The following is an 18,839-nucleotide window of genomic DNA, read 5'->3' on the forward strand; positions in this document are numbered from 1 at the left end:
GTATATCACTTTCTTGCGAAGTGGCAAAAAGGCGTAAGACCACGAAGGGGTGCTAGAGTTTTCCTCGTGCTCCTCCTCTTGGGCCCCACGGACGTGGGCAAGACCACCCTGGCCCATAGGCTCCTAGAGAAGCTCAAGGAGGCCTATCTCCTGGACCTGGACCCGGGGCAAGGGGCCTTGCCGGGCACCTTCACCCTCTTCCGCTACCGGGAAGGCGCCCTCACCCCGGTGCGCCGCTACCTCCTGGGGGCCACCTCCCCCCCCCCGNCGAGGGGGAGCCCGGCGGTGGCGGACACGGACGGCCTTTTGGACCCGGAGTTCCGCCTCCTTCAGGCGGAGGCCTTGAGCCCGGCGGAGATCCTCATCCTGGGTTCGGAGGCGCTTTTCCAAGCCTTCGCCTGGCGCCGGGACCTCAAGGCGCGCCCCGTGCCCCCCTTGCCCGAGGCCAGGCGGAAAAGCCCTAAGTTGCGGCGGCAAAACCGCCTGGAGCGCCTCCTTGCCCACTTCCAGGAGGCGAGGCCCAGGGTCCTCCCCCTTTCCCATCCCCCGGAGCCGGAAAGGCTTTACGGCCTCCTGGACCCCGAGGGGTTTTTCCTGGGCTATGGGCGGCTTCTGGCCTACGCCCCGGGCGAAGGGCTCTTCCTTACCCCCGCCCAGGGCGAGGTGGCCCAGGTGGTGCCCACCCGGCTAAGCCTTTCCCTCAGCGCACTACCAGGTTGAGGATCCTCCCCGGCACGTAGATCTCCTTCACCACCTGCTTGCCCTCCAGGTGGGCCTGGACGTTGGGGACCTTCTTGGCCTCCGCCAGGGCCATCTCCAGGGGGGCGTCCTTGGGGATCCGGATGGTGCCCCGCACCCTGCCGTTCACCTGCACCGCCACCTCCACCACGTCCTTCTCCAAGGCGCTTTCGTCCAGCTCGGGCCAGCCCGCCTCAAAGAGGCTATCGGGCCAGAAGCGGTGCCAAAGCTCCTCGGCGATGTGGGGGGCGAAGGGGAAGAGCATCTGCAGGTAGTAGCGGATGGCGGTGCGGTAGACCGGGGTCACGGGCCGCTTGCGGCGGTACTCGTAAAGGGCGTTGAGGAACTCCATGAGGGCGGCGATAGCGGTGTTGAAGCGAAGGGCCTCGAGGTCCTGCGTCACCTTCTTCAGGGTTTCGTGGAGCTTCCCGTAAAGCGCCTTGTCCTCCCCCTCCAGGTCCTCCTTCTGGAACTTCCCCGTGGTATGGAGAAGGGCCTCCTGGTCCTCCACCACCCGCCGCCACACCCGGTTCAGGAAGCGCCAGGCCCCCTGCACCCCCTCCTCGGTCCAGACCATCTCGTTCTCGGGCGGGGCGGCGAAGAGGATGGTGATGCGGGCGATGTCCGCCCCCTCCTCCTTCACGAAGGGCCCCACCATGACCCCGTTGCCCTTGGACTTGCTCATCACCGCGGGCTTCCAGAGGTGGAGGGTGCCGTCCTCGTGGGGCCTGAGCTCGGCCCCCATCTTCCTCACGTCCTCCAGGGAAAGCTCGTTTTCCCCAATCTCCAGCTGGATGCGGGTGGGCTCGGGGAGGCGCACCCGCTCCCCCTCCACCTCCACGGGCCCGAAGTCTGTCCAGGCCATGACCATGCCCTGGGTGAAGAGGCCCTGGAAGGGCTCCTCCACCCCCACCATGCCCAGGTCATGGAGGAACTTGGTGAAGAAGCGGCTGTAGAGAAGGTGCAAAACGGCGTGCTCCACCCCGCCGATGTACTGGTCCACCGGCATCCAGAAATCCGCCTTCTCCCGGGCGAAGGGGAGGCGCTCGTTCTTGGGGTCGGTGTAGCGGAGGTAGTACCAGGAGCTGTCAAAGAAGGTGTCCATGGTGTCGGTGTCCCGCTTGGCGGGGCCGCCGCACTTGGGGCAGGAGGTCTCGTAGAACTCGGGGTGGGCCTCCAAGGGGCTTTTCCCCTTGGGGCGGATGTCCTCCACGTCCTTGAGGTCGGGGAGGAGGACGGGAAGCTCCTCCTCGGGCACCGGCACCACGCCGCAGGTGGGGCAGTGGACCATGGGGATGGGGGTGCCCCAGTAGCGCTGGCGGCTGATGAGCCAGTCCCGCAGGCGGTAGGTGATGCGGGCCCTACCCAGGCCCTTTTCCTCCAGCCAGGCGATGACCTTCCGCTTGCCCTCCTCGCTTTCCGTGCCGTCAAAGGGGCCGGAGTTCACCATGATGCCCGGCTCCTCGTAGGCCCCCTCCAGGGGCTCGGGAAGGGGCTCGCCGGGGCGTTCAATCACCTTCCTGATGGGGAGGCCGTACTTTTTGGCGAACTCGTAGTCCCGGCTGTCGTGGGCGGGCACGGCCATGATGGCCCCGGTGCCGTAGCCGTAGAGCACGTAGTCGGCGGTCCAGATGGGGATCCGCTCCCCAGTGGCGGGGTTTAGGGCATAGGCCCCCAGGAAAACCCCCGTCTTCTCCCGCCCTTCCGCCTGGCGCTCAATCTCCGTCTTGCGCTTGGCCGCCTCCACGTAGGCCAAGACCTCCTCCCGGCGCTCGGGGGCGGCGAGCTCCAGGGCCAAGGGGTGCTCGGGGGCCAGGACCATGAAGGTGGCCCCGAAAAGGGTGTCGGGGCGGGTGGTGAAGACGGTGATCCTCTCCTCCCGGCCCTCCACGGGGAAGTGGATCTCCGCCCCTTCCGAGCGGCCGATCCAGGCCCGTTGCATGGCCTTCACCTTCTCGGGCCAGTCCAGGCCCTCGAGGTCCCGAAGGAGCCGGTCGGCGTAGGCGGTGATGCGCAGGTACCACTGCTCCAGCTCCCGCTTCTCCACCAAGGTGTCCTCGTGCCGCCAGCAACGCCCCTCCACCACCTGCTCGTTGGCGAGAACCGTCTGGCACTTGGGGCACCAGTTCACGAGGCCCTTGGCCCGGTAGGCCAGGCCCTTCTCCCACATCTTGATGAAGATCCACTGGTTCCAGCGGTAGTAGTCGGGCTCGCAGGTGGTCACCTCCCGGTCCCAGTCGTAGAGGATGCCCATGAGCTCCAGGCTTTCCTTGGCCTGGCGGATGTTCTGGTAGGTCCAGTCCCGGGGGTGGACGCCGAACTTCAAGGCGGCGTTCTCCGCCGGCAGGCCGAAGGCGTCCCAGCCCATGGGGTGGAGGACCTCGTAGCCCTGCACCCGGCGGAAGCGGGCGAGGACGTCCCCCATGGTGTAGTTCTTCAGGTGGCCCATGTGCAGGTCCCCGGAGGGGTAGGGGAACATGACGAGGACGTACTGCTTGCCCCGCTTCCCCGGCACCTCCTTGGCCTTCATGAAGCCCTTCTCTTTCCAGAAGCGTTGCCACTTGGGCTCTATGGCGTGGGGGTTGTACTTCTCCATCTTCGCCTCCTCAAAAAAACCCTTCCCCCGCAGGGAAGGGACGGCCAGGCCCCTTCCCTTTAGGGGGCTAGCCTGGCCGGACGCATGAGTCCATCCTACCCCTTTTTGCACCTTGGAGAAAAGGCGCTAGTCCTCGAGGGCCCGGGCCACCAAGGCCCCCAGGAGGAGGGAGAGGAGGACCAGGTAAAGCCCGAGGAGGGCCAGGACGAACCCCGCCAGGGGCCCGTAGAGGAGCTCGTACTGGGAGCGGGGAAGGAGCTTGGGAAGCCCAAGCCGCACCCCCTCAAAGAGGAGGGCCGCCATCCCGGCCCCGGCGCTTAAGGGGAGGAGGTCCCGTAGCCCCCGAACCCCGCGGAAAAAGGCGTAGGTGAGGAGGAAGAGGAAGAAGGCGGAAAAGAGGGGCAGAAGGACCTCCAAAGGCCCAAGAAGGCCCCGCCAAGCCGGGGGCAGGTAGCGGAGGATAAAGCCCAGGGCCAGACCCAGGAGGGAGAGGAGGATGAGGGCGAGGCCCAGGAGAAAAGGCATGAAAAGCCCTAAAAGCCGGTGGCGCACCCCGGGGGGGCGGCCGAAGACGAGGCCCAAGGCGTAGCTAAGGGCGGCGAAGAAGTTGCTCCCGGACCAGAGGAAGAGGAGGCCGCTTCCCAGGGTGAGGGGAAAGGCGCTTTGCGAAAGGAAGCGGAGGAGGTCCTCTGCGAGTTCGGGCCGGGCGGGGAAAAGGGCCAGGGTGAGCCCCCCTAAGGCCTCCTGGAGCTCCTTTTGCCAAAGGGGGTTTCCCGCCAGCAGGAGGCCGAAAACCCCCACCAAGAGGAAAAGAAGGGGCATGAGGGAGAGAAGGGCGTAGTAGGCGAGGGCGGCGGCGAAGAAGGGAACGTGGGCCTCGGTGTAAAGGTCAAAAACCCTTCGCAGCAACGCCTACTTCCTCTCCTGCCCCTCCCCCAGGGCCACCCATTTCAAGGCGGTGAGCTCCAGGGGACCCATGGGGCCGTAGGCGTGGAGCTTGGAGGTGCTGATGCCGATCTCCGCCCCCAGGCCCAGCTCAAAGCCGTCGTTGAAGCGGGTGGAGGCGTTCCAGAGAACCAAGGAGGCGTCCACCTCCTCCAGGAAGCGCCAGGCCGCCTTGGGGTCCTCCGTGCAGATGGCCTCCGTGTGCCGGGAGCCGTGGCGGGCGATGTGGGCCAAGGCCTCCTCCAGGCCCGAAACCACCTTGACCCGGAGCACGAGGTCCAGGTACTCCCGGTCCCATTCCTCCTCCCCTGCGGGCACCGCCTCCTTTAGAAGGGGAAGGGCCCGGGGACAGGCCCTAAGCTCCACCCCCTTTTCCCGCATGGCCCCCTCCAGAAGGGGCAGGAAAGCCTCCGCCACCTTCTCGTGGACCAAGACGGCCTCGAGGGCGTTGCACACCGCCGGGCGCTGGGTCTTGCCGTTCAGGGCCAGACGGAGGGCCATGGAAAGGTCCGCCTTCTCGTCCACATAGAGGTGGTTCACCCCCTTGGCGTGGGCCAGGACGGGCACCCGGGCCTCCTTCTGCACCAAGCGGATGAGCTCCTCCCCGCCCCGGGGGATGAGGAGGTCCAGAAGCTCCAAGCGGCACATCTCCAGGATGGCCTCCCGGTCCGTGGTGGGGACCAGGAGGACCGCCTCCTCCGGAAGCCCCGCCTCCCTCAGGGCCTCGTGCCATAGGCCCACCAGGGCCTGGTTGGAGCGGAAGGCCTCCTTGCCGCCCCTGAGGAGCATGGCGTTCCCCGCTTTCAGGGCCACGGCCACCGCCTCCACCGTGGCCCCGGGGCGCGCCTCGTAGATGAAGCCGATGAGGCCCAAAGGCACCCGCATCCGGCCCACCCGGAGGCCACTCGGCCGCTTGCTCAAGCCCTCAATCCGCCCCAAGGGGTCGGGAAGGGCGGCGATCTGCCTCAAGCCCTCGGTGAGGGTCTTGAGGTCCTTCTCCTTTAGGGCGAGCCGGTCCAGCTTGGCCTTGGGAAGCCCCGCCCTTTCCGCCTCCTCCAGGTCCATCCGGTTGGCCGTCAGCACCTCCGGCCAGCGCTCGGAAAGAAGCGCCGCCATGCGCAAAAGGGCCTCGTCCCGCCTCCCCTTGGCGATGAGGGGAAGCTTGGCCTTGGCCCGCTCCGCCAAATCCCTTAGACCCAGCGCCGTCATGCCTCCTCCTTTAGGGCCAGGTGGTCCCGGTGGACCACCTCCTCCGTGTAGCGGTAGCCCAAGATGGCCTCAATCTCTGCGCTTTTCCGCCCCTGGATGCGGGCGATCTCCTCGGCGGCATAGTTGGCAAGGCCCACCCCCACCTCCTCTCCCGTTTCGGCGAGGAGGCGCACCGCCTCCCCCCGGCCAAACCGCCCCCGCACCTCCTTGACCCCGGCGGGGAGGAGGCTTGCCCCCCTTTCCCGCAGGGCCCGCACCGCCCCTTGGTCCAAGACGAGCTCCCCCTTGGGGCGCACAAGGCCATAGAGCCAGGCCCGCTCCCCCCGGTAGCGCCTCTGGGCGTGGAAGTAGGTGCCGATGGGCACCCCCTCCAAGGCCTCCAAGAGGACCGAGGGCCGCCTCCCGGGCAGAAGCAGGGTGGGGATGCCCACCCGCCCCGCAAGCCGGGCGGCGAGGAGCTTGGAGCGCATGCCGCCGCTTCCCAAGGGGTTCCCTTCCCCGGCGTGCCGCAGGGCGGAGGCAGGGTCTTTGACCTCGAGGATGGGCCTCGCTTCAGGGTTTTTCTTGGGGTCTTCCTCGTAAAGCGCGTCCACGTCGGAAAGGAGGAGGAGTAGCCCCGCCTCCACCAAGGCCGCCACCCGGGCGGAAAGCTGGTCGTTGTCCCCGAAGCGGATCTCCTGGAAGGCCACGGTGTCGTTCTCGTTGATGATGGGAATGGCCCCTAGCTCCAAAAGGGCCTTCAGGGTGGCCTTGGCGCTCAGGTAGCGCTCCCTCGAGGCCAAATCCTCCGCCGTCAGGAGCACCTGGGCCACGGGAACCCCCTGAAAAGCCTCCCGCCAAACGGCCATGAGGAGGGGCTGGCCGATGGCGGCCAAGGCCTGCTTCAGGGGCATGTCCTCCGGGCGGGGAAGCCCCGTGGCCGCCATGCCCGCCGCCACCGCCCCCGAGGACACCAAAACCACCTCCCGCCCCGCCGCCTTCAGGGCCAGGACCTGGCGGGCAATCTCGGCCATGGCCTCCCGGTCCAACCCCCTAGGCCCGGCCAGGACCGCACTCCCCACCTTGACCACCAACCTTTTGGCGGAAAGCCCAGGCCGCATTAAGGTCCAGGATAGCACCCTCTCACCTAAGCGCCCTAGCCCTCTGCTAAGGTGCGGATTATGGCCCAGTTTGCTCTCCTCCTCGCCTTGGGCCTCGCTGTCTCCCTTGTTTCCTGCCAACAGCAAGCCCAAAACCAGCCTCCTTCCTTCACCCTCTCCGACCCCAACCCCGCAAGCCTCACCATCCCCCAAGGGGGGAGCGGGACCACCCAGGTCACCCTCACCCCCACGAACGGCTTCACGGGGGCCGTCAGCCTCTCCCTGGTGGACCGCAACACCCATAACCCCGTGCCCGGCATCACCCTCACCCCTCCCTCCGTTAGCCTCGCCGGCTCCCCCGTCACCCAGACCCTCACCGTCTCCGTGGGAAGCGGCGTGGCCCCGGGCACCTACCCCCTCAAGCTCCGCGCGGTCAGCGGCAACATCACCCAAGAGAAAAACCTGGACGTCACCGTGAGCTCGCCGCCTAGCGAGGATTTCACTCTCACGCTAGAAAGCTCAGCGCTCTCCGTCCCCCAAGGGGGCACGGCTTACGTGCGCCTTGTGGTTTCGGGTACGTATCCAGGCTCTATAGACCTAAGCCTCGTGGATGCCAATAAAAATCCCTTCTCGGGGGTGACCCTCTCCCCCACCTCCACCCCCGTGCCCTCGGCGCCCAACCTCGAGCTCAAAGCTTCCCCTTCCTTATCCCCGGGTACCTACAACCTCTATGTTCGGGGCACCGGAGGAAGCCTTACCCGCGAGGTATCCCTGACCCTCAGCGTAACCCCAGCCTCGGCGAACGCCAATCTTTTCATTGAGAAGGCCGAGTGGGGCCAAACCGTGCTTAAGGAAAATCTGCGCTTGGTAGCTGGGAAACCCGCCCTCCTCAGGGTGCACCTGGTGGCAAGCCCATCCTCTGTGTCTTTAACCACGCCGATTGGGGGCGCTGTCTATGTGAACAACACCTTCCAGGGGAACCTGGCCTTCTCCTGCCCAAACCCCATCCCCACCCGCGCCACGCAGGGCGACCTATCCTCCACCTGCAACGCCACCCTGCCCGCTTCCTGGGTGGCCCCGGGGCTTCGGGTGGAGCTCCGGGTGGACCCCGCCAACCAGGTTCCCGAAACCAACGAAAGCGACAACCTCCGCGTGCTCACGCCCGCAGTGGGCGCAGGCACCACCCTGTACCTCACCGTGGTGCCCGTGGTGCACCAGGGACAGACCGCCTCGGTACCCGACTTCCCAGAAACCCTTTGGCGCGTGTGGCCCTTGAAGGACATAAGCTTCACCATCCGGACCCCTTACACCTTCTCCGGAACCCTAAGCGCCAGCAACGGGAACACCTGGGCCCAATTGCTGGTTGAGCTCCGCATCTTGCGCCAAACAGATGGCAGCGGGCGGTACTACTACGGCTTTGTGCGGGTTACCTACACCTCGGGCATTGCGGGGATCGGGTACATCGGCTACCCGGTGGCGGTGGGTTGGGATTACGCCTCCTCTGCGCCCGTGGTCATGGCCCACGAGCTGGGGCACAACTTCGGGCGGGAACACGCCCCTTGCGGTACCTCCGGCGACCCCAACTACCCTTATCCGGGGGGAAAAATCGGCACCTGGGGCTATGACCTCGCCACGGGAACCCTCCGCGACCCCAACGAGCGCTACGACCTCATGAGCTACTGCGGGCCCCAATGGGTTTCCGATTACACCTATGAGGGGGCCCAGGGCTTTTTGGAGGCCACGCCCCCCCGTCCGCAAAGCCTCCCTGAAGAAGGGCTCTTCTTCACCGGTCGCATAGAAAACGGCGCACTGGTCTTCAACCCCCCGCTTCTCCTTAAGGCAAACCCTGAAGGAGAACCCTCCCCCTATCGCTTGAGGGTGGACGGCCTAGAGCTACCGGTGTATGTCCTCCGGGATTCGGAAGGGACCCTCCACTTCCAAGCCAAGGCGCCCGTGGCCCGCTACACCCGGGTGGGCCTCTACCTGGAAGGGAACCTTTTGGGGGAACTCGTGGCTTCCCTGCTTCCCCAAGCCGAACCGCGGGTAGAAGCCCAAGAGGAGGGAGGGTTCCTCTGGGTTCGGGTCCAGGGGGCCAAGAGCTTCGCGGTTTTCCACGTGGCCGATGACGGCACCCGCACCGCCCTCACCCTCTTCCACCCCGCCGGGGAAGCCCGCCTGGCCCTTGAGGGCCTACCCCCAGGAGGCCACTTTGAGGTCCAGTTCACGGACGGCCTAAGCGTCCGGGTCGTGCGTCTCCCTCGCTAGGAAGCGCCCATCGCGGTAGACCACCCACCCTTCCCGCTTAAGCCGGATTAACAGACCAAAAAGCGTGACCTTACGCAAGTTGGGATGAAGATTTTTTAGGGTAAAATAAAGTTCGTCCAAGGAGTGAGGCTCCCGAAGCAAGGCCAGAAGATGGGCTTCTAGTACCTTGCGCACCAAAGCCATTATGCTGCTAGCCACAAGCCACTGGCCAGAGCCTGAGGAAGGCTGCTCTCCCCACGCTTTCTGGGCTGGATGCGAGGGCTTCCTCTCAAAGCAGGGCCGTACCCTAAGACCTCGCTGCCTTACGGGGTCCTGTGACAGGTGTTTCCAAGGCCCAAGCGATGGGCATTGCGCTCGCATCAAACCATTTGTTAGGCGAGTCCAGCCAAGGGCTTGACCGTGCCCTGACCTGGCCCGGGCTAGACTGAAAGCGTGGCCACGGTGCTCCTGGTGGAGGACGAACGGGCGGTGCGGCTTGGGGTCCGCCTGGCCCTGGAGCGGGCCGGGCACCGGGTACTGGAGGCGGAAAACGCCCACGAGGCCTGGCCCCTCCTTCAGGAGGCGGAAGCGGTGATCCTGGACTGGATGCTTCCCGATGAGCCCGGGATCAAGCTCCTGGAAAGGATGCGCCAAGGCGCCTTCGCCGAGCTTCCCGTCCTCCTCCTCACCGCCCGCGCCGAGGTGCGGGACCGGGTGGAGGGCCTAAGCCGGGGGGCGGACGACTACCTGGCCAAGCCCTTCGCCACGGAGGAGCTTCTCGCCCGCCTCGAGGCCCTCCTGCGCCGGGCGGGGAAGCCCAAGCGCTTGAAGCGGGGCCCCCTTCTCCTGGACCTAGAGCGCATGGAGGCGAGCCTGGAGGGGAAACCCCTTCCCCTCACCCGGCGGGAGTTCGCCCTTTTGGCCTACTTGGCCCAGCATCCGGGCCGGGTCTACACCCGGGAAGCGCTCTTGGAGGCCGTCTGGGGTCCAGACTACTTTGGCACCCCCAGGACCGTGGACCAGCACATCCTGCAGCTACGGGAAAAGCTGGGCGAGGACCCCAAAGCCCCCCGCTTTTTGGAAACGGTACGGGGGCTTGGGTACCGCTTCAAGGAGGTGGGGTGAAGGAGTTTTGGGCCGCCTGGGAGGAGGCCTTGGAAGGCCTCGTCCTGCACCGGGAAAGGCAGGTGGTCTACCTCAACCCCAAGGCGGAGGAGCTTTTGCAGGTGCGCCGGGAAAAGGTGGTGGGCCGCCCCCTCCTCCTCGCCCTACGGGACCACCGCCTGGAAGCCTTAGCCCTCCACGGGGGGGAAAGGCACCTAGAGGTGCGGGGCCGCCTCCTGAAGGCCAAGGCCCTCCCGGGAAGGCTCTACCTCTTGGACGAAACGGAGGTGAAGGGAAGGCTAGAGGCCCTCGAGGAGGCCACCCTTACCCTGGCCCACGAGCTCAGGACCCCCCTGGCGGGGATGGGGCCCCTCCTGGAGGCCCTCACGCCCAGAACCAAGCAGGAAAAGGAGGTCCTGGACCTCCTCAAAGGGGAGGTGGCCCGCCTCGCCCGCCTGGCGCAAAGCCTTTCCTTCACCCAGCCCGGGCCTAAACGCACCTTTCCCCTTCAGGAGCTCTGGCCCCGCCTGGAAAGGCTTCTCCAGGAGAAGCTCCAGGGAAGGCGCGTGGAGGTCCACCTCCCCCACACCGCCCACACCGACCCCGACGCCCTCTTCCAGATCCTCTTAAACCTCCTGGAAAACGCCCTCAAGTACGGCCAAGACCCCATCCGCCTCCTTTCGCACCTAGAGGCGGACCGCCTCCACCTGGAGGTGCGGGATGCGGGCCCACCCCTCCCCGACTACGAAACCCTCTTCCTCCCGGGGCGCCGGGGGTTCCAGGGGGGCCTGGGGCAAGGGCTTGGCCTTTACCTGGTGCGCCGCCTGGCTCGAGGCCTCGGAGGAGAGGCCTACGCAAGGCGGGAAGGGGAAGAGAACGTTTTCGGCGTCCACCTTCCCCTAGACTGAAGCGAGGAGGAACCCATGCGGGAAGCCCTAGACCGAGCGCTCAACCAGCTTCTGGAAGAAACCTTGAGGATGCTCTCCTTGGTGCGGGAGATGACCCAGGAAGCCACCGAGGCCCTGGTCCAGCAGGACGCCGCCCGGGCCCAGGCGGTCATCGCCAAGGACAAAGAGGTGGACGAGCTGGAGCTCAAGATTGAAAACCAGGCCATCGCCGTCATCGCCCGCCACCAGCCCGTGGCCACGGACCTCAGGCTGATCTTCACCATCATTAAGGCCCTCACCGACCTGGAACGGGCGGGGGACTACGCCATGCACGTGGCGGAAGACGCCCTTCTCCTGAGCAAAGAGCCCCCCTTGAAGCGCTACGTGACCCTGCCGGAGATGGGCAGGCGCCTTTTGGAGATGATGGACACCCTGGGCAGGAGCGTGGCCGAGCGGGACACCGCTTTGGCCCGCAAGGTCCTGGAACTGGACGACCAGGTGGACGGGCTCTACGAGGAGGTAACCCGGGAGCTCATCACCTACATGATGGAAGACCCTCGGACCATCACCAAGGCCCTCACCCTCATGCGGGTGGCCCGCAGCTACGAGCGGCTTGGGGACCATTTGGAGAACGTGGCGGAGCGGGTCATCTACTGGCTCACGGGGGAGGTCTACAAGGCCCCGGAGGACGTTTACTAACATGGCCCGCACCCAAGACCCAGAGGCGGTGCTGGGAGCCATCGCCCTTTGGCCCGAGCCCGACCGCTCCTTGGCCCTCCGCCTCCACGCCCTCGTCCAGGAAGCGGCCCCCCACCTCACCCTGCGGCTTTGGTACGGCATGCCGGCCTACGCCCTCAAGGACAAGGTGGTCTGCTTCTTCCAGCCCGCCCACCGCTTCCAGACCCGCTACGCCACCTTGGGCTTCACCGACCAGGCCCGGTTGGACCAGGGCAAGATGTGGCCCGTGGCCTTCGCCCTAAAGGAACTGGGCCTCGAGGAGGAGGCCCAGGTCCGAGCCCTCCTGCGCCGAGCCGTGGGCTAATCCGCCTCCACCTCCTCCGCCGTCTGGCGGCGGCCCGCCTTCCACTCAAGCCCCGCCCAGATGAAGTCCAAGAGGTCCCCGTCCAGGACGTTTTGCGGGTCAAAGCGCATGAGCCCCGTGCGGTGGTCCTTCACGTACTGCTTGTCCAAGACGTAGCTTCGGATCTGGCTTCCCCACTCAATGGGCCGCACCTCGCCCTTCAGCTTCCTTAGCTCCTCCTGCTTCTTCTTCCACTCCAGCTCAAAAAGCCGGGAGCGGAGGACCTTCATGGCCAGCTCCTTGTTCTTGATCTGGCTCCGGGTGGCCTGGCAGGTGACGGTGATCCCCGTGGGCAGGTGGACGATGCGCACCGCTGAGTCCGTGGTGTTCACCCCTTGGCCCCCGTGGCCTTGGGAGCGGAAGACGTCAATGCGCAGGTCCTCGGGGCGGATCACCACCTCCACCGTCTCGTCCACCTCCGGCATCACCTCCACCCCGGCGAAGGAGGTGTGGCGGCGGCCCGAGGCGTCAAAGGGGGAGGGGCGCACCAGGCGGTGGACCCCCGCCTCGGGGGAAAAAAGGCCGTAGGCGTTTTCCCCCTTGACCAGGATCTGGGCGTAGTCAATCCCCGCCTCCGCCCCCGGCACGAGGTCCACCACCTCCACCTGGAAGCCCTGGCGCTCGGCGAAGCGGGTGTACATCCTTAAGAGCATCTCCGCCCAGTCGCAGGCCTCCGTGCCCCCTGCCCCGGGCTGGATGGTGAGGATGGCGTTCTTCTCGGCGTGGGGGAAGGCGAGGAGGGTTTCGTGGTAGAGCTCCTCTAGCTTCCTGGCCGCTTCCTCCAGCTCGGGCCTCAGGGCCTCCCGCTCCTCGGCAGGAAACTCCTCCCAAAGCTCCAGGAGGCCCTGGAGGTCGCTTTCCAGGTTGCGGAAGGTGTCCACCACCCGCCGATGGCGGGCCGCCTCCTGGCTTACCCGCCGGGCTTCTTCCGGGTTCTGCCAAAGGGTGGGGTCCTCGAGGCGCTGGTCTAGCTCTTTCAGTCGGGCTTCCTTCCCGGGGATGTCAAAGATACCCCCGGAGGCTCTCTAGGCGTTTGGCGAGGAGGTCCAGGTCCATACCGCTTTCAGTATAGCGCAAAGCCTCCTCTTGATACTACCTCGCGCAACCTTTATTATAAAGAAACGGGAGGTGGTAGCGTGGCGTTCAAGGAGCTCGCGCAAGCGCTTCGCCAGGACTACCCCCAGGGGCTTCCCGGGGAGCGGGATGCTTTGGTGACCCTTCTCGTCCAGCGGGGCTACCCCCACGCCGAGGCGGCGCACCTGGCCCAGGCCCTCGAGGCCCAAGGCTACGCCCACTTCCTCCCCGGAGCCAGGAGCCGCTGGTTCTTCACGGAAAAGCCCCTGAACCTCCAGGCCCTGATGCGGGCCTTGGACCAGGAGTACCGGGAGTTCGTGGGCGAAGGGGACGAGGAGGAAGAGGCCCTCGCCTTTCTCGCCGCCCAGGTGGAAGGGGACCGGGCGGTGGCCCGGGAGGTGCTGGAGGCCCTCCGCCTTGCGGGCTACGTGGAAAGCGCCTACAGCCCCGAGCTAGAAAGGAACCGGCTCTTCTTCCGGTTCCCCGAAGCCTTAAGGGTTTGGGGCTAGTCCGCCGCCTGGGCCAAAGCCATCTCCGCCACGCCCACCCGGGCCCCCAGGGCCTTTAGGCGCTCCTCCAGGTGCTCGTACCCCCGCTCCAGGAAGTAGACCCCTTCAATCTCCGTAACCCCTTCTGCGCTCAGGGCCGCCACCACCAAAGCCCCGCCAGCCCGGATGTCCAGGGCCTTCACCTGGGCCCCGTGGAGGCGCCGGCCATTTACCAAGAGCGTCCGGTCCCTTAGGTAAAGCTCTGCCCCCATGCGCGCCAGCTCCCCCACGTGGGTGAAGCGGTCGGGGTAAACCCGGTCGCTCACGGCGCTTTGCCCGGGCACCGTGGCCAGGTAGGCGGTCACGATGGGTTGCAGGTCCGTGGGGAAACCGGGGTACTCCCGGGCCTCCACGGAAAAGGGCGAAGGCTCCGGGGTAGCGGCGAAGCGGATCCAGTCCTGCCCCACCTCCAAATGGTGCCCAGCCTGACGGAGCTTGTCCAAAAGAGCGTCCAGGTGGTCGGGGCGCACTTCCCGCAGGGTGATGGACCCCCGGGTAGCCGCCGCCGCCAGGAGGTAGGTGCCGGCCTCTATGCGGTCCGGGATGATGCGGTAGCGCCCTCCCTTAAGGCGGCTTGCCCCTTTGACGTGCAGGATAGCGCTCCCCAGGCCCCTCACCTCCACCCCTAGCATGGAGAGGAAACGCCCGAGGTCCTCTATCTCCGGTTCCATGGCCGCCTGGACCAAGGTGGCCTCGCCGCCTAGGGCCACGGCCAGCATGGCTTGCTCCGTCCCCCCCACCGTGGGCAGGTCAAAGACCACCCGCCCCGAGAGGGGGCGGAGGCGCCGGGCGTAGAAGGTCCCCTCCTCCTCCACCACCTCGGCCCCCAAGGCCCGGAGGGCCTTCACGTGCTGGTCCACGGGGCGGGCGCCAAAGGCACACCCTCCGGGCAAGGAAATCCTCCCCTCCCCTGCCCGGGCCACGAGGGCGCCCCAGACGATGAAACTCGCCCGCATCTGCCCCACCAGCTCGTAAGGGGCGTGGATGTTCCGGATCTCGGGGGTATGGAGGTGCAGGGTGCGCCCTTCCCACTCGTAATGGGTCCCCAGGTGGGCGAGGAGCTCCAGCATCACCTCCACGTCCCGAAGCCTGGGCACCTCCACCAGGGTGACGGGCTCTGGGGTGAGGAGGCTTGCCGCCAGGATGGGCAAAGCGGCATTCTTGGCGGGGTAGACCCGCAACTCCCCGGACAGAGGGGAGCCCCCTTCAATCCGCAGCATCCTGCTCCTCCCCGTGTCCGTGAGCATCATACTCACCTTACTCAAGGAGAGGATATACAGGAAAATACCCATTGTCAAGGGGATGCGGTTTTTGCTACACTACCCGCCAAGGAGCGGTATGCCCAAGAAGGAGAAAAAACGGCTGCAGGTGGTCATTTCCGAGGAGCAGGACGCCCTCTTGACCCGGGCGGCCTACGCCCTTTCCAGCCCCGAGCGCCTGGTTTCCAAGTCGGAGGTGGTGCGCCTGGCCATCGCCAAAATCGTCCAAGAGCTGGAGGAGGGCAAGGAGGAGTTGGCCGAGCTCCTGAAGCGCCTGGAACCCGAGGAAGAAACCCCCTAAAATGACCCGGATGCTCCTGGCCGGGCGGTACCGCCTCGAGGCCCCCCTGGGCTCCGGGGGCATGGCCGAGGTCTGGCAAGCCCTGGACGAGCGCTTGGGGCGCAGGGTGGCGGTCAAGCTCCTCCACCCCCGCGCTCTGCCCCCTGAGCGGGAGCGGTTTCTCCTGGAGGTACGGGCCCTTTCCCGTCTCTTCCACCCCGGCATCGTCCAGGTCCTGGACCTAGGGGAGGAAGAGGGGCGGCCCTACTTCGTCATGGAGCTGGTGGAAGGGGGAACCTTTGACCGCCTGGGCCCCTTTGAGGAGGGGCCGGAAGGGGACCGGATCCTCCTGGCGGCGGCCCAGGTCATGGAGGCCCTGGCCCACCTGCACGCCCAGGGCATCCTCCACCGGGACCTCACCCCCAAGAACATCCTCCTCACCAAGGAAGGCCAGCCCAAGGTGATGGACTTCGGCCTCGCCTACCTCCTCCAGGAAAGCCGCCACCTGACCCGCACGGGCTATACCCTGGGCACCCCCACGTACATGGCCCCGGAGCAGGCTAAGGGCCTCCCCCTCACCCCCAAGGCCGACCTTTACAGCCTGGGGGCGGTCCTCTATCGCACCCTCACGGGCCGCCCCCCCTTTGAAGGGGAAAACGACCAAGCGGTGCTCTACCAGCACGTGTACGAGGAACCCAAGGCCCCGGAGGCCCTCAACCCCGCCATCCCCAAGGGGGTGGGGCAGGCGGTCCTGGGCCTTTTGGCCAAGCATCCCGAGGAGCGCCCCGCCCACCCTGACCTCTTTTATAGCGCCCTGAGGGAGTTCCAGGCCCTGCGCCTAGCCACGCCCCGGGCGGGTGCCAGCCGCTCCGGCCACTACCCCCTGGCTCCGGACCCCCGGCGGCTTGCCCTCAAGGGAAAGCTGGACCTAGGGGGCGAGGCCGCCTGGCCGGGAGAGATGGTCCACGCCGGGGGCAGGGTGTACCTGGGGGTGGGGCGGGGCTTGGTGGAGGTGGACCTCCTCACGGGAGAGGTGCGCCGGGAAGCCCTCCCCGAAGAGGTCACCGCCCCCCCGGTGGTGCGGGGAGGGGTCTACGTGGGGAGCTGGGACGGGAAGGTACGCCGCTTCCGCGGCCGCCACCTGGAGTGGAGCCTGGAAACCGGGGCGGAGGTCACCGCCGCCCCTTTGGTCCTGGGCGAGCGGGTCTACGCCGCAAGCCGCGACGGCACCCTGTACGCCTTTCACAAGGACGCCCCCCTTTTCCGCTTCCGGGCCGGGGGGCACCTTTCCGCAAGCCCCACCTTCTACCGGGGCCTCCTCTTCGTGGGCTCGGAGGACGGCTGGCTCTACGCCCTGGACCCGGACACGGGAGCCCTCCGCTACAAGGTGCGCACGGGCCCCATCCACGCCCCGGTGGCGGCGGGGCGCGGGCTCCTTTTCATCCCCACTTGGGAAGGGGAGGTCTACGCCTTTGACCCCTTGAGCCGGGAAACCCTCTGGAATGCGGCGGTGGAGGGGGAGATCTGGGGAGGCCTCGCCCTGGACGGGGAGCGGGTTTACGTGGCCGCCTGGGATGGGGTCCTCCGGGCCTTGGACGCCGCCACGGGGGAGGAGGTGTGGAGCCTCGAGGTGGGCAAGGTGACGGCGGGGCTTTCCTACGCCTCAGGGCACGTCTTTTTGGCCACGGAGGAGGGCCGCTTCCTGGCGGTGGACCGCCGGGGCCAGGTGGTCTTTGAGGCCACGGGCCTGGGGGCGGTGCAGGTGCCCCCTCTTCCCTTGCCGGGAGAGGTGCTGGTGGCGAGCCTTTCCGGCAAGCTCTACCGCTTCGCCGTAGGATAGGGGCATGGAGGCCATCCACACCGAAGGAGCACCCCAGGCCATCGGTCCCTACAGCCAAGCGGTGCGGGCTTTGGGCTTGGTGTTTGTTTCCGGCCAGATCCCCCTTACCCCCGAGGGCACCCTGGTGGAGGGGGACATCCGCACGCAGACCGAGCGGGTGATGGAAAACCTGAAGGCCATCCTCGAGGCGGCGGGCTCGGGGCTTAGCCGGGTGGTCCAGACCACCTGTTTCCTGGCGGACATGGAGGACTTCCCCGGCTTCAACGAGGTCTACGCCCGCTACTTCGCTCCCCCCTACCCCGCCCGGGCCACGGTGGCGGTCAAGGCCCTGCCCCGGGGGGTACGGGTGGAGGTGGCCTGCGTGGCCCTGGCGGAATGATACGCCCCTGCAAAAAAGCGTAGAATAGCGCCATGGCGCAGGAAGCCCACCTGGAGGATCTGGAAAGCCGCTTTCGTGCGGGGGACGTGCGGGCCTTGGCCCGGGCCCTCACCCTGGTGGAGGCCGGCCACCCCTTGGGCCAGGCCCTCCTCAAGCGGGTGCGGGGCCAAGGGAGGGCCAAGGTGGTGGGCGTCACGGGAAGCCCGGGGGCGGGCAAGAGCACCCTCACCGACCGCCTCATCCTCGAGGCCCGCAAGCGGGGCGAAAGAGTAGGGGTGCTGGCGGTGGACCCCAGCAGCCCCTTCACCGGGGGGGCCATCCTGGGGGACCGGATCCGCATGATGCGCCACCACCAAGACCCTGGGGTCTATATCCGCTCCTTGGCCTCCCGGGGCGCCCTAGGAGGGCTCGCCGGGGCCACGGTGGCCGCCCTAGCCCTCCTGGAGGCCTTCGGCTTTGACCGCATCTTCGTGGAGACCGTGGGGGTGGGCCAAAGCGAGGTGGACATCGCCCGGGTGGCGGACACCACCCTCCTCGTCCTCACCCCGGCGGCGGGGGATGCGGTGCAGGCCTTCAAGGCGGGGGTCATGGAGATCGCCGATATTTTCGCCGTGAACAAGTTTGACCTGCCGGGCGGGGAAAGGCTCATCCAGGAGCTCAAAAGCGCCCTGGAGCTTTCGCCCCCCCGGCCCGGGGGTTGGCGCCCCCCCATTTACCCCACGGTGGCGGCCACGGGGGAGGGGGTGGAGGCGCTTTTTGCGGGGCTGGAAGCCCACCACCACCACCTCGAGGCCCATAGCCTCCTGGAAGACCACCGCCTGGAGCGGGCCCGGTTTGAGGTGGAAAGCGTCATTCAGGAATGGGGCCGCCGCCGTACCCAGAAGGCCGGGGAGCTTGTGCGGCGCGTGGCCCAAGGCGAGCTCTCCCCGGAGGAGGCCGCCTTCGTCCTCCTGGACCCTAAGGCCCAGCCCGCTTAGCCCCTCCGGTAGCGCAAAAGGGCCTTGCGCAACATCTCCCGCTCGTTGGGGTAGGAAAGCCGGTTCAAGGCTTCCGCCACCGGCAGGAAGTAAGCGGCCTCCACCTCGGAAAGCTGGGGCCTAGGCTCCCCGCCCCGGTAGGCCATGAGGAAGTAGTGGACCTCCTTGCTCACCGTCACCGGGACCTCCCCATCCTTCACCGTGAAGTAGTAGCGCACCTTCCCCAAGGGGGAGAGCACCGCCGCCTCCACCCCGGTTTCCTCCCGCACCTCCCGCACGGCGGTTTCAGGGTAACGCTCCCCCGGCTCCACCTGGCCCTTGGGAAGGGTGACTACCTTCCCCCCCTTTAAGGACACCACCAGGACCTCGGGAGGATCCCCTCGGAGGACCACCCCCCCGGCGGAAACCACCCGCTTCCTGGCTGTCCGCACCTGCCGTTTCCTACGCAAGACCCTGCTCCTCGGCAACAAAAAAGGGCGCCCGAAGGCGCCCCCAAGGATCGGAAAAGGGGAGAGCAGAGGCCGGTTACTCCTTAGAAAGGAGGTGATCCAGCCGCACCTTCCGGTACAGCTACCTTGTTACGACTTCGCCCCAGTCAC

18 protein-coding genes and 1 rRNA gene are annotated in these 18,839 nt (G+C 66.9%); 11 read left to right on the top strand and 8 right to left on the bottom strand.

Features of this window, described 5'->3' with window-relative positions; all coding sequences use genetic code 11:
* Window positions 1-66 precede the first annotated feature (66 nt).
* Entirely contained in the window at window positions 67-720 is a 654-nt protein-coding gene (locus LXN00_RS12640; RefSeq protein ID WP_326491129.1) for a hypothetical protein, read from the top strand.
* Here the strand turns inward: LXN00_RS12640 and leuS are convergent.
* The 4 genes from leuS to proB form a co-directional block, all read right to left on the bottom strand.
* The gene (gene leuS, locus LXN00_RS07015) at window positions 701-3,334 is read right to left on the bottom strand and encodes a leucine--tRNA ligase (RefSeq protein WP_234506776.1); all 2,634 of its coding nucleotides are present in this window, start codon (window positions 3,332-3,334) and stop codon (window positions 701-703) included. The two genes, LXN00_RS12640 and leuS, sit on opposite strands and share 20 nt — an antisense overlap.
* Before the next feature lie 126 nt (window positions 3,335-3,460).
* On the bottom strand, window positions 3,461-4,243 hold the full coding sequence (locus LXN00_RS07020) for a YhjD/YihY/BrkB family envelope integrity protein (RefSeq protein WP_234506778.1): 783 nt from the start codon (window positions 4,241-4,243) through the stop codon (window positions 3,461-3,463).
* A gap of 3 nt (window positions 4,244-4,246) precedes the next feature.
* Window positions 4,247-5,488 (bottom strand): glutamate-5-semialdehyde dehydrogenase, encoded by a 1,242-nt coding sequence (locus LXN00_RS07025; RefSeq protein ID WP_234506780.1) that lies wholly within the window; start codon window positions 5,486-5,488, stop codon window positions 4,247-4,249.
* Window positions 5,485-6,588, bottom strand: coding sequence for a glutamate 5-kinase (gene proB / locus LXN00_RS07030; RefSeq protein WP_234506782.1), 1,104 nt, complete (start codon window positions 6,586-6,588; stop codon window positions 5,485-5,487). The genes LXN00_RS07025 and proB overlap by 4 nt, the downstream gene beginning before the upstream one ends.
* Before the next feature lie 60 nt (window positions 6,589-6,648).
* Here proB and LXN00_RS07035 point away from each other — a divergent pair, with 60 nt between their 5' ends.
* From LXN00_RS07035 to LXN00_RS07060, 5 genes are all read left to right on the top strand, one after another.
* A complete protein-coding gene (locus tag LXN00_RS07035; protein WP_234506784.1) occupies window positions 6,649-8,832 on the top strand; it encodes a M66 family metalloprotease in 2,184 nt (727 codons plus the stop codon).
* Window positions 8,833-9,264: 432 nt separating this feature from the next.
* Entirely contained in the window at window positions 9,265-9,936 is a 672-nt protein-coding gene (locus tag LXN00_RS07045) for a response regulator transcription factor (protein ID WP_234506786.1), read from the top strand.
* Window positions 9,933-10,823, top strand: a complete 891-nt coding sequence (locus tag LXN00_RS07050) for a sensor histidine kinase (protein WP_234506788.1) — start codon at window positions 9,933-9,935, stop codon at window positions 10,821-10,823. The genes LXN00_RS07045 and LXN00_RS07050 overlap by 4 nt, the downstream gene beginning before the upstream one ends.
* Window positions 10,824-10,838: 15 nt before the next feature.
* Complete coding sequence (phoU, locus tag LXN00_RS07055; protein ID WP_234506790.1) at window positions 10,839-11,501, top strand: phosphate signaling complex protein PhoU; 663 nt, start codon at window positions 10,839-10,841, stop codon at window positions 11,499-11,501.
* A gap of 1 nt (window position 11,502) precedes the next feature.
* On the top strand, window positions 11,503-11,844 hold the full coding sequence (locus LXN00_RS07060) for an iron chaperone (protein ID WP_234506792.1): 342 nt from the start codon (window positions 11,503-11,505) through the stop codon (window positions 11,842-11,844).
* Here the strand turns inward: LXN00_RS07060 and prfB are convergent.
* A protein-coding gene (gene prfB / locus LXN00_RS07065) for a peptide chain release factor 2 (protein WP_234506794.1) occupies window positions 11,841-12,939 on the bottom strand; the annotation gives its coding sequence in 2 pieces (ribosomal slippage) (window positions 11,841-12,887 and window positions 12,889-12,939; 1,098 coding nt in all). The two genes, LXN00_RS07060 and prfB, sit on opposite strands and share 4 nt — an antisense overlap.
* Before the next feature lie 80 nt (window positions 12,940-13,019).
* Here prfB and LXN00_RS07070 point away from each other — a divergent pair.
* A complete protein-coding gene (locus tag LXN00_RS07070; RefSeq protein WP_234506796.1) occupies window positions 13,020-13,466 on the top strand; it encodes a hypothetical protein in 447 nt (148 codons plus the stop codon).
* On the opposite strand, the gene murA is transcribed toward LXN00_RS07070, so the two are convergent.
* The gene (gene murA / locus LXN00_RS07075; RefSeq protein WP_234506798.1) at window positions 13,463-14,755 is read right to left on the bottom strand and encodes a UDP-N-acetylglucosamine 1-carboxyvinyltransferase; all 1,293 of its coding nucleotides are present in this window, start codon (window positions 14,753-14,755) and stop codon (window positions 13,463-13,465) included. The genes LXN00_RS07070 and murA overlap by 4 nt on opposite strands.
* A gap of 88 nt (window positions 14,756-14,843) precedes the next feature.
* Between murA and LXN00_RS07080 the strand changes: the two genes are divergently transcribed.
* From LXN00_RS07080 to meaB, 4 genes are read left to right on the top strand one after another with little or no spacing between them, the layout of a single operon-like run.
* The gene (locus LXN00_RS07080) at window positions 14,844-15,065 is read left to right on the top strand and encodes a hypothetical protein (RefSeq protein WP_039459667.1); all 222 of its coding nucleotides are present in this window, start codon (window positions 14,844-14,846) and stop codon (window positions 15,063-15,065) included.
* Window position 15,066: 1 nt separating this feature from the next.
* Entirely contained in the window at window positions 15,067-16,884 is a 1,818-nt protein-coding gene (locus tag LXN00_RS07085; RefSeq protein ID WP_234506800.1) for a protein kinase domain-containing protein, read from the top strand.
* Between the two features lie 4 nt (window positions 16,885-16,888).
* A complete protein-coding gene (locus LXN00_RS07090; RefSeq protein ID WP_234506803.1) occupies window positions 16,889-17,263 on the top strand; it encodes a RidA family protein in 375 nt (124 codons plus the stop codon).
* A 32-nt stretch (window positions 17,264-17,295) separates the two neighbouring features.
* Window positions 17,296-18,240, top strand: a complete 945-nt coding sequence (gene meaB / locus LXN00_RS07095; protein ID WP_234506805.1) for a methylmalonyl Co-A mutase-associated GTPase MeaB — start codon at window positions 17,296-17,298, stop codon at window positions 18,238-18,240.
* On the opposite strand, the gene LXN00_RS07100 is transcribed toward meaB, so the two are convergent.
* Window positions 18,237-18,689 carry an NUDIX hydrolase gene (locus LXN00_RS07100; RefSeq protein ID WP_234506807.1) on the bottom strand — a complete coding sequence of 151 codons (453 nt, stop codon included), beginning with the start codon at window positions 18,687-18,689 and terminating at the stop codon, window positions 18,237-18,239. The two genes, meaB and LXN00_RS07100, sit on opposite strands and share 4 nt — an antisense overlap.
* An 87-nt stretch (window positions 18,690-18,776) precedes the next feature.
* Window positions 18,777-18,839 (bottom strand): 16S ribosomal RNA (locus LXN00_RS07105); the annotation flags it as partial.

This window comes from Thermus brockianus (genome assembly GCF_021462505.1).
GTDB classification, from domain to species: Bacteria; Deinococcota; Deinococci; order Deinococcales; family Thermaceae; genus Thermus; species Thermus hydrothermalis.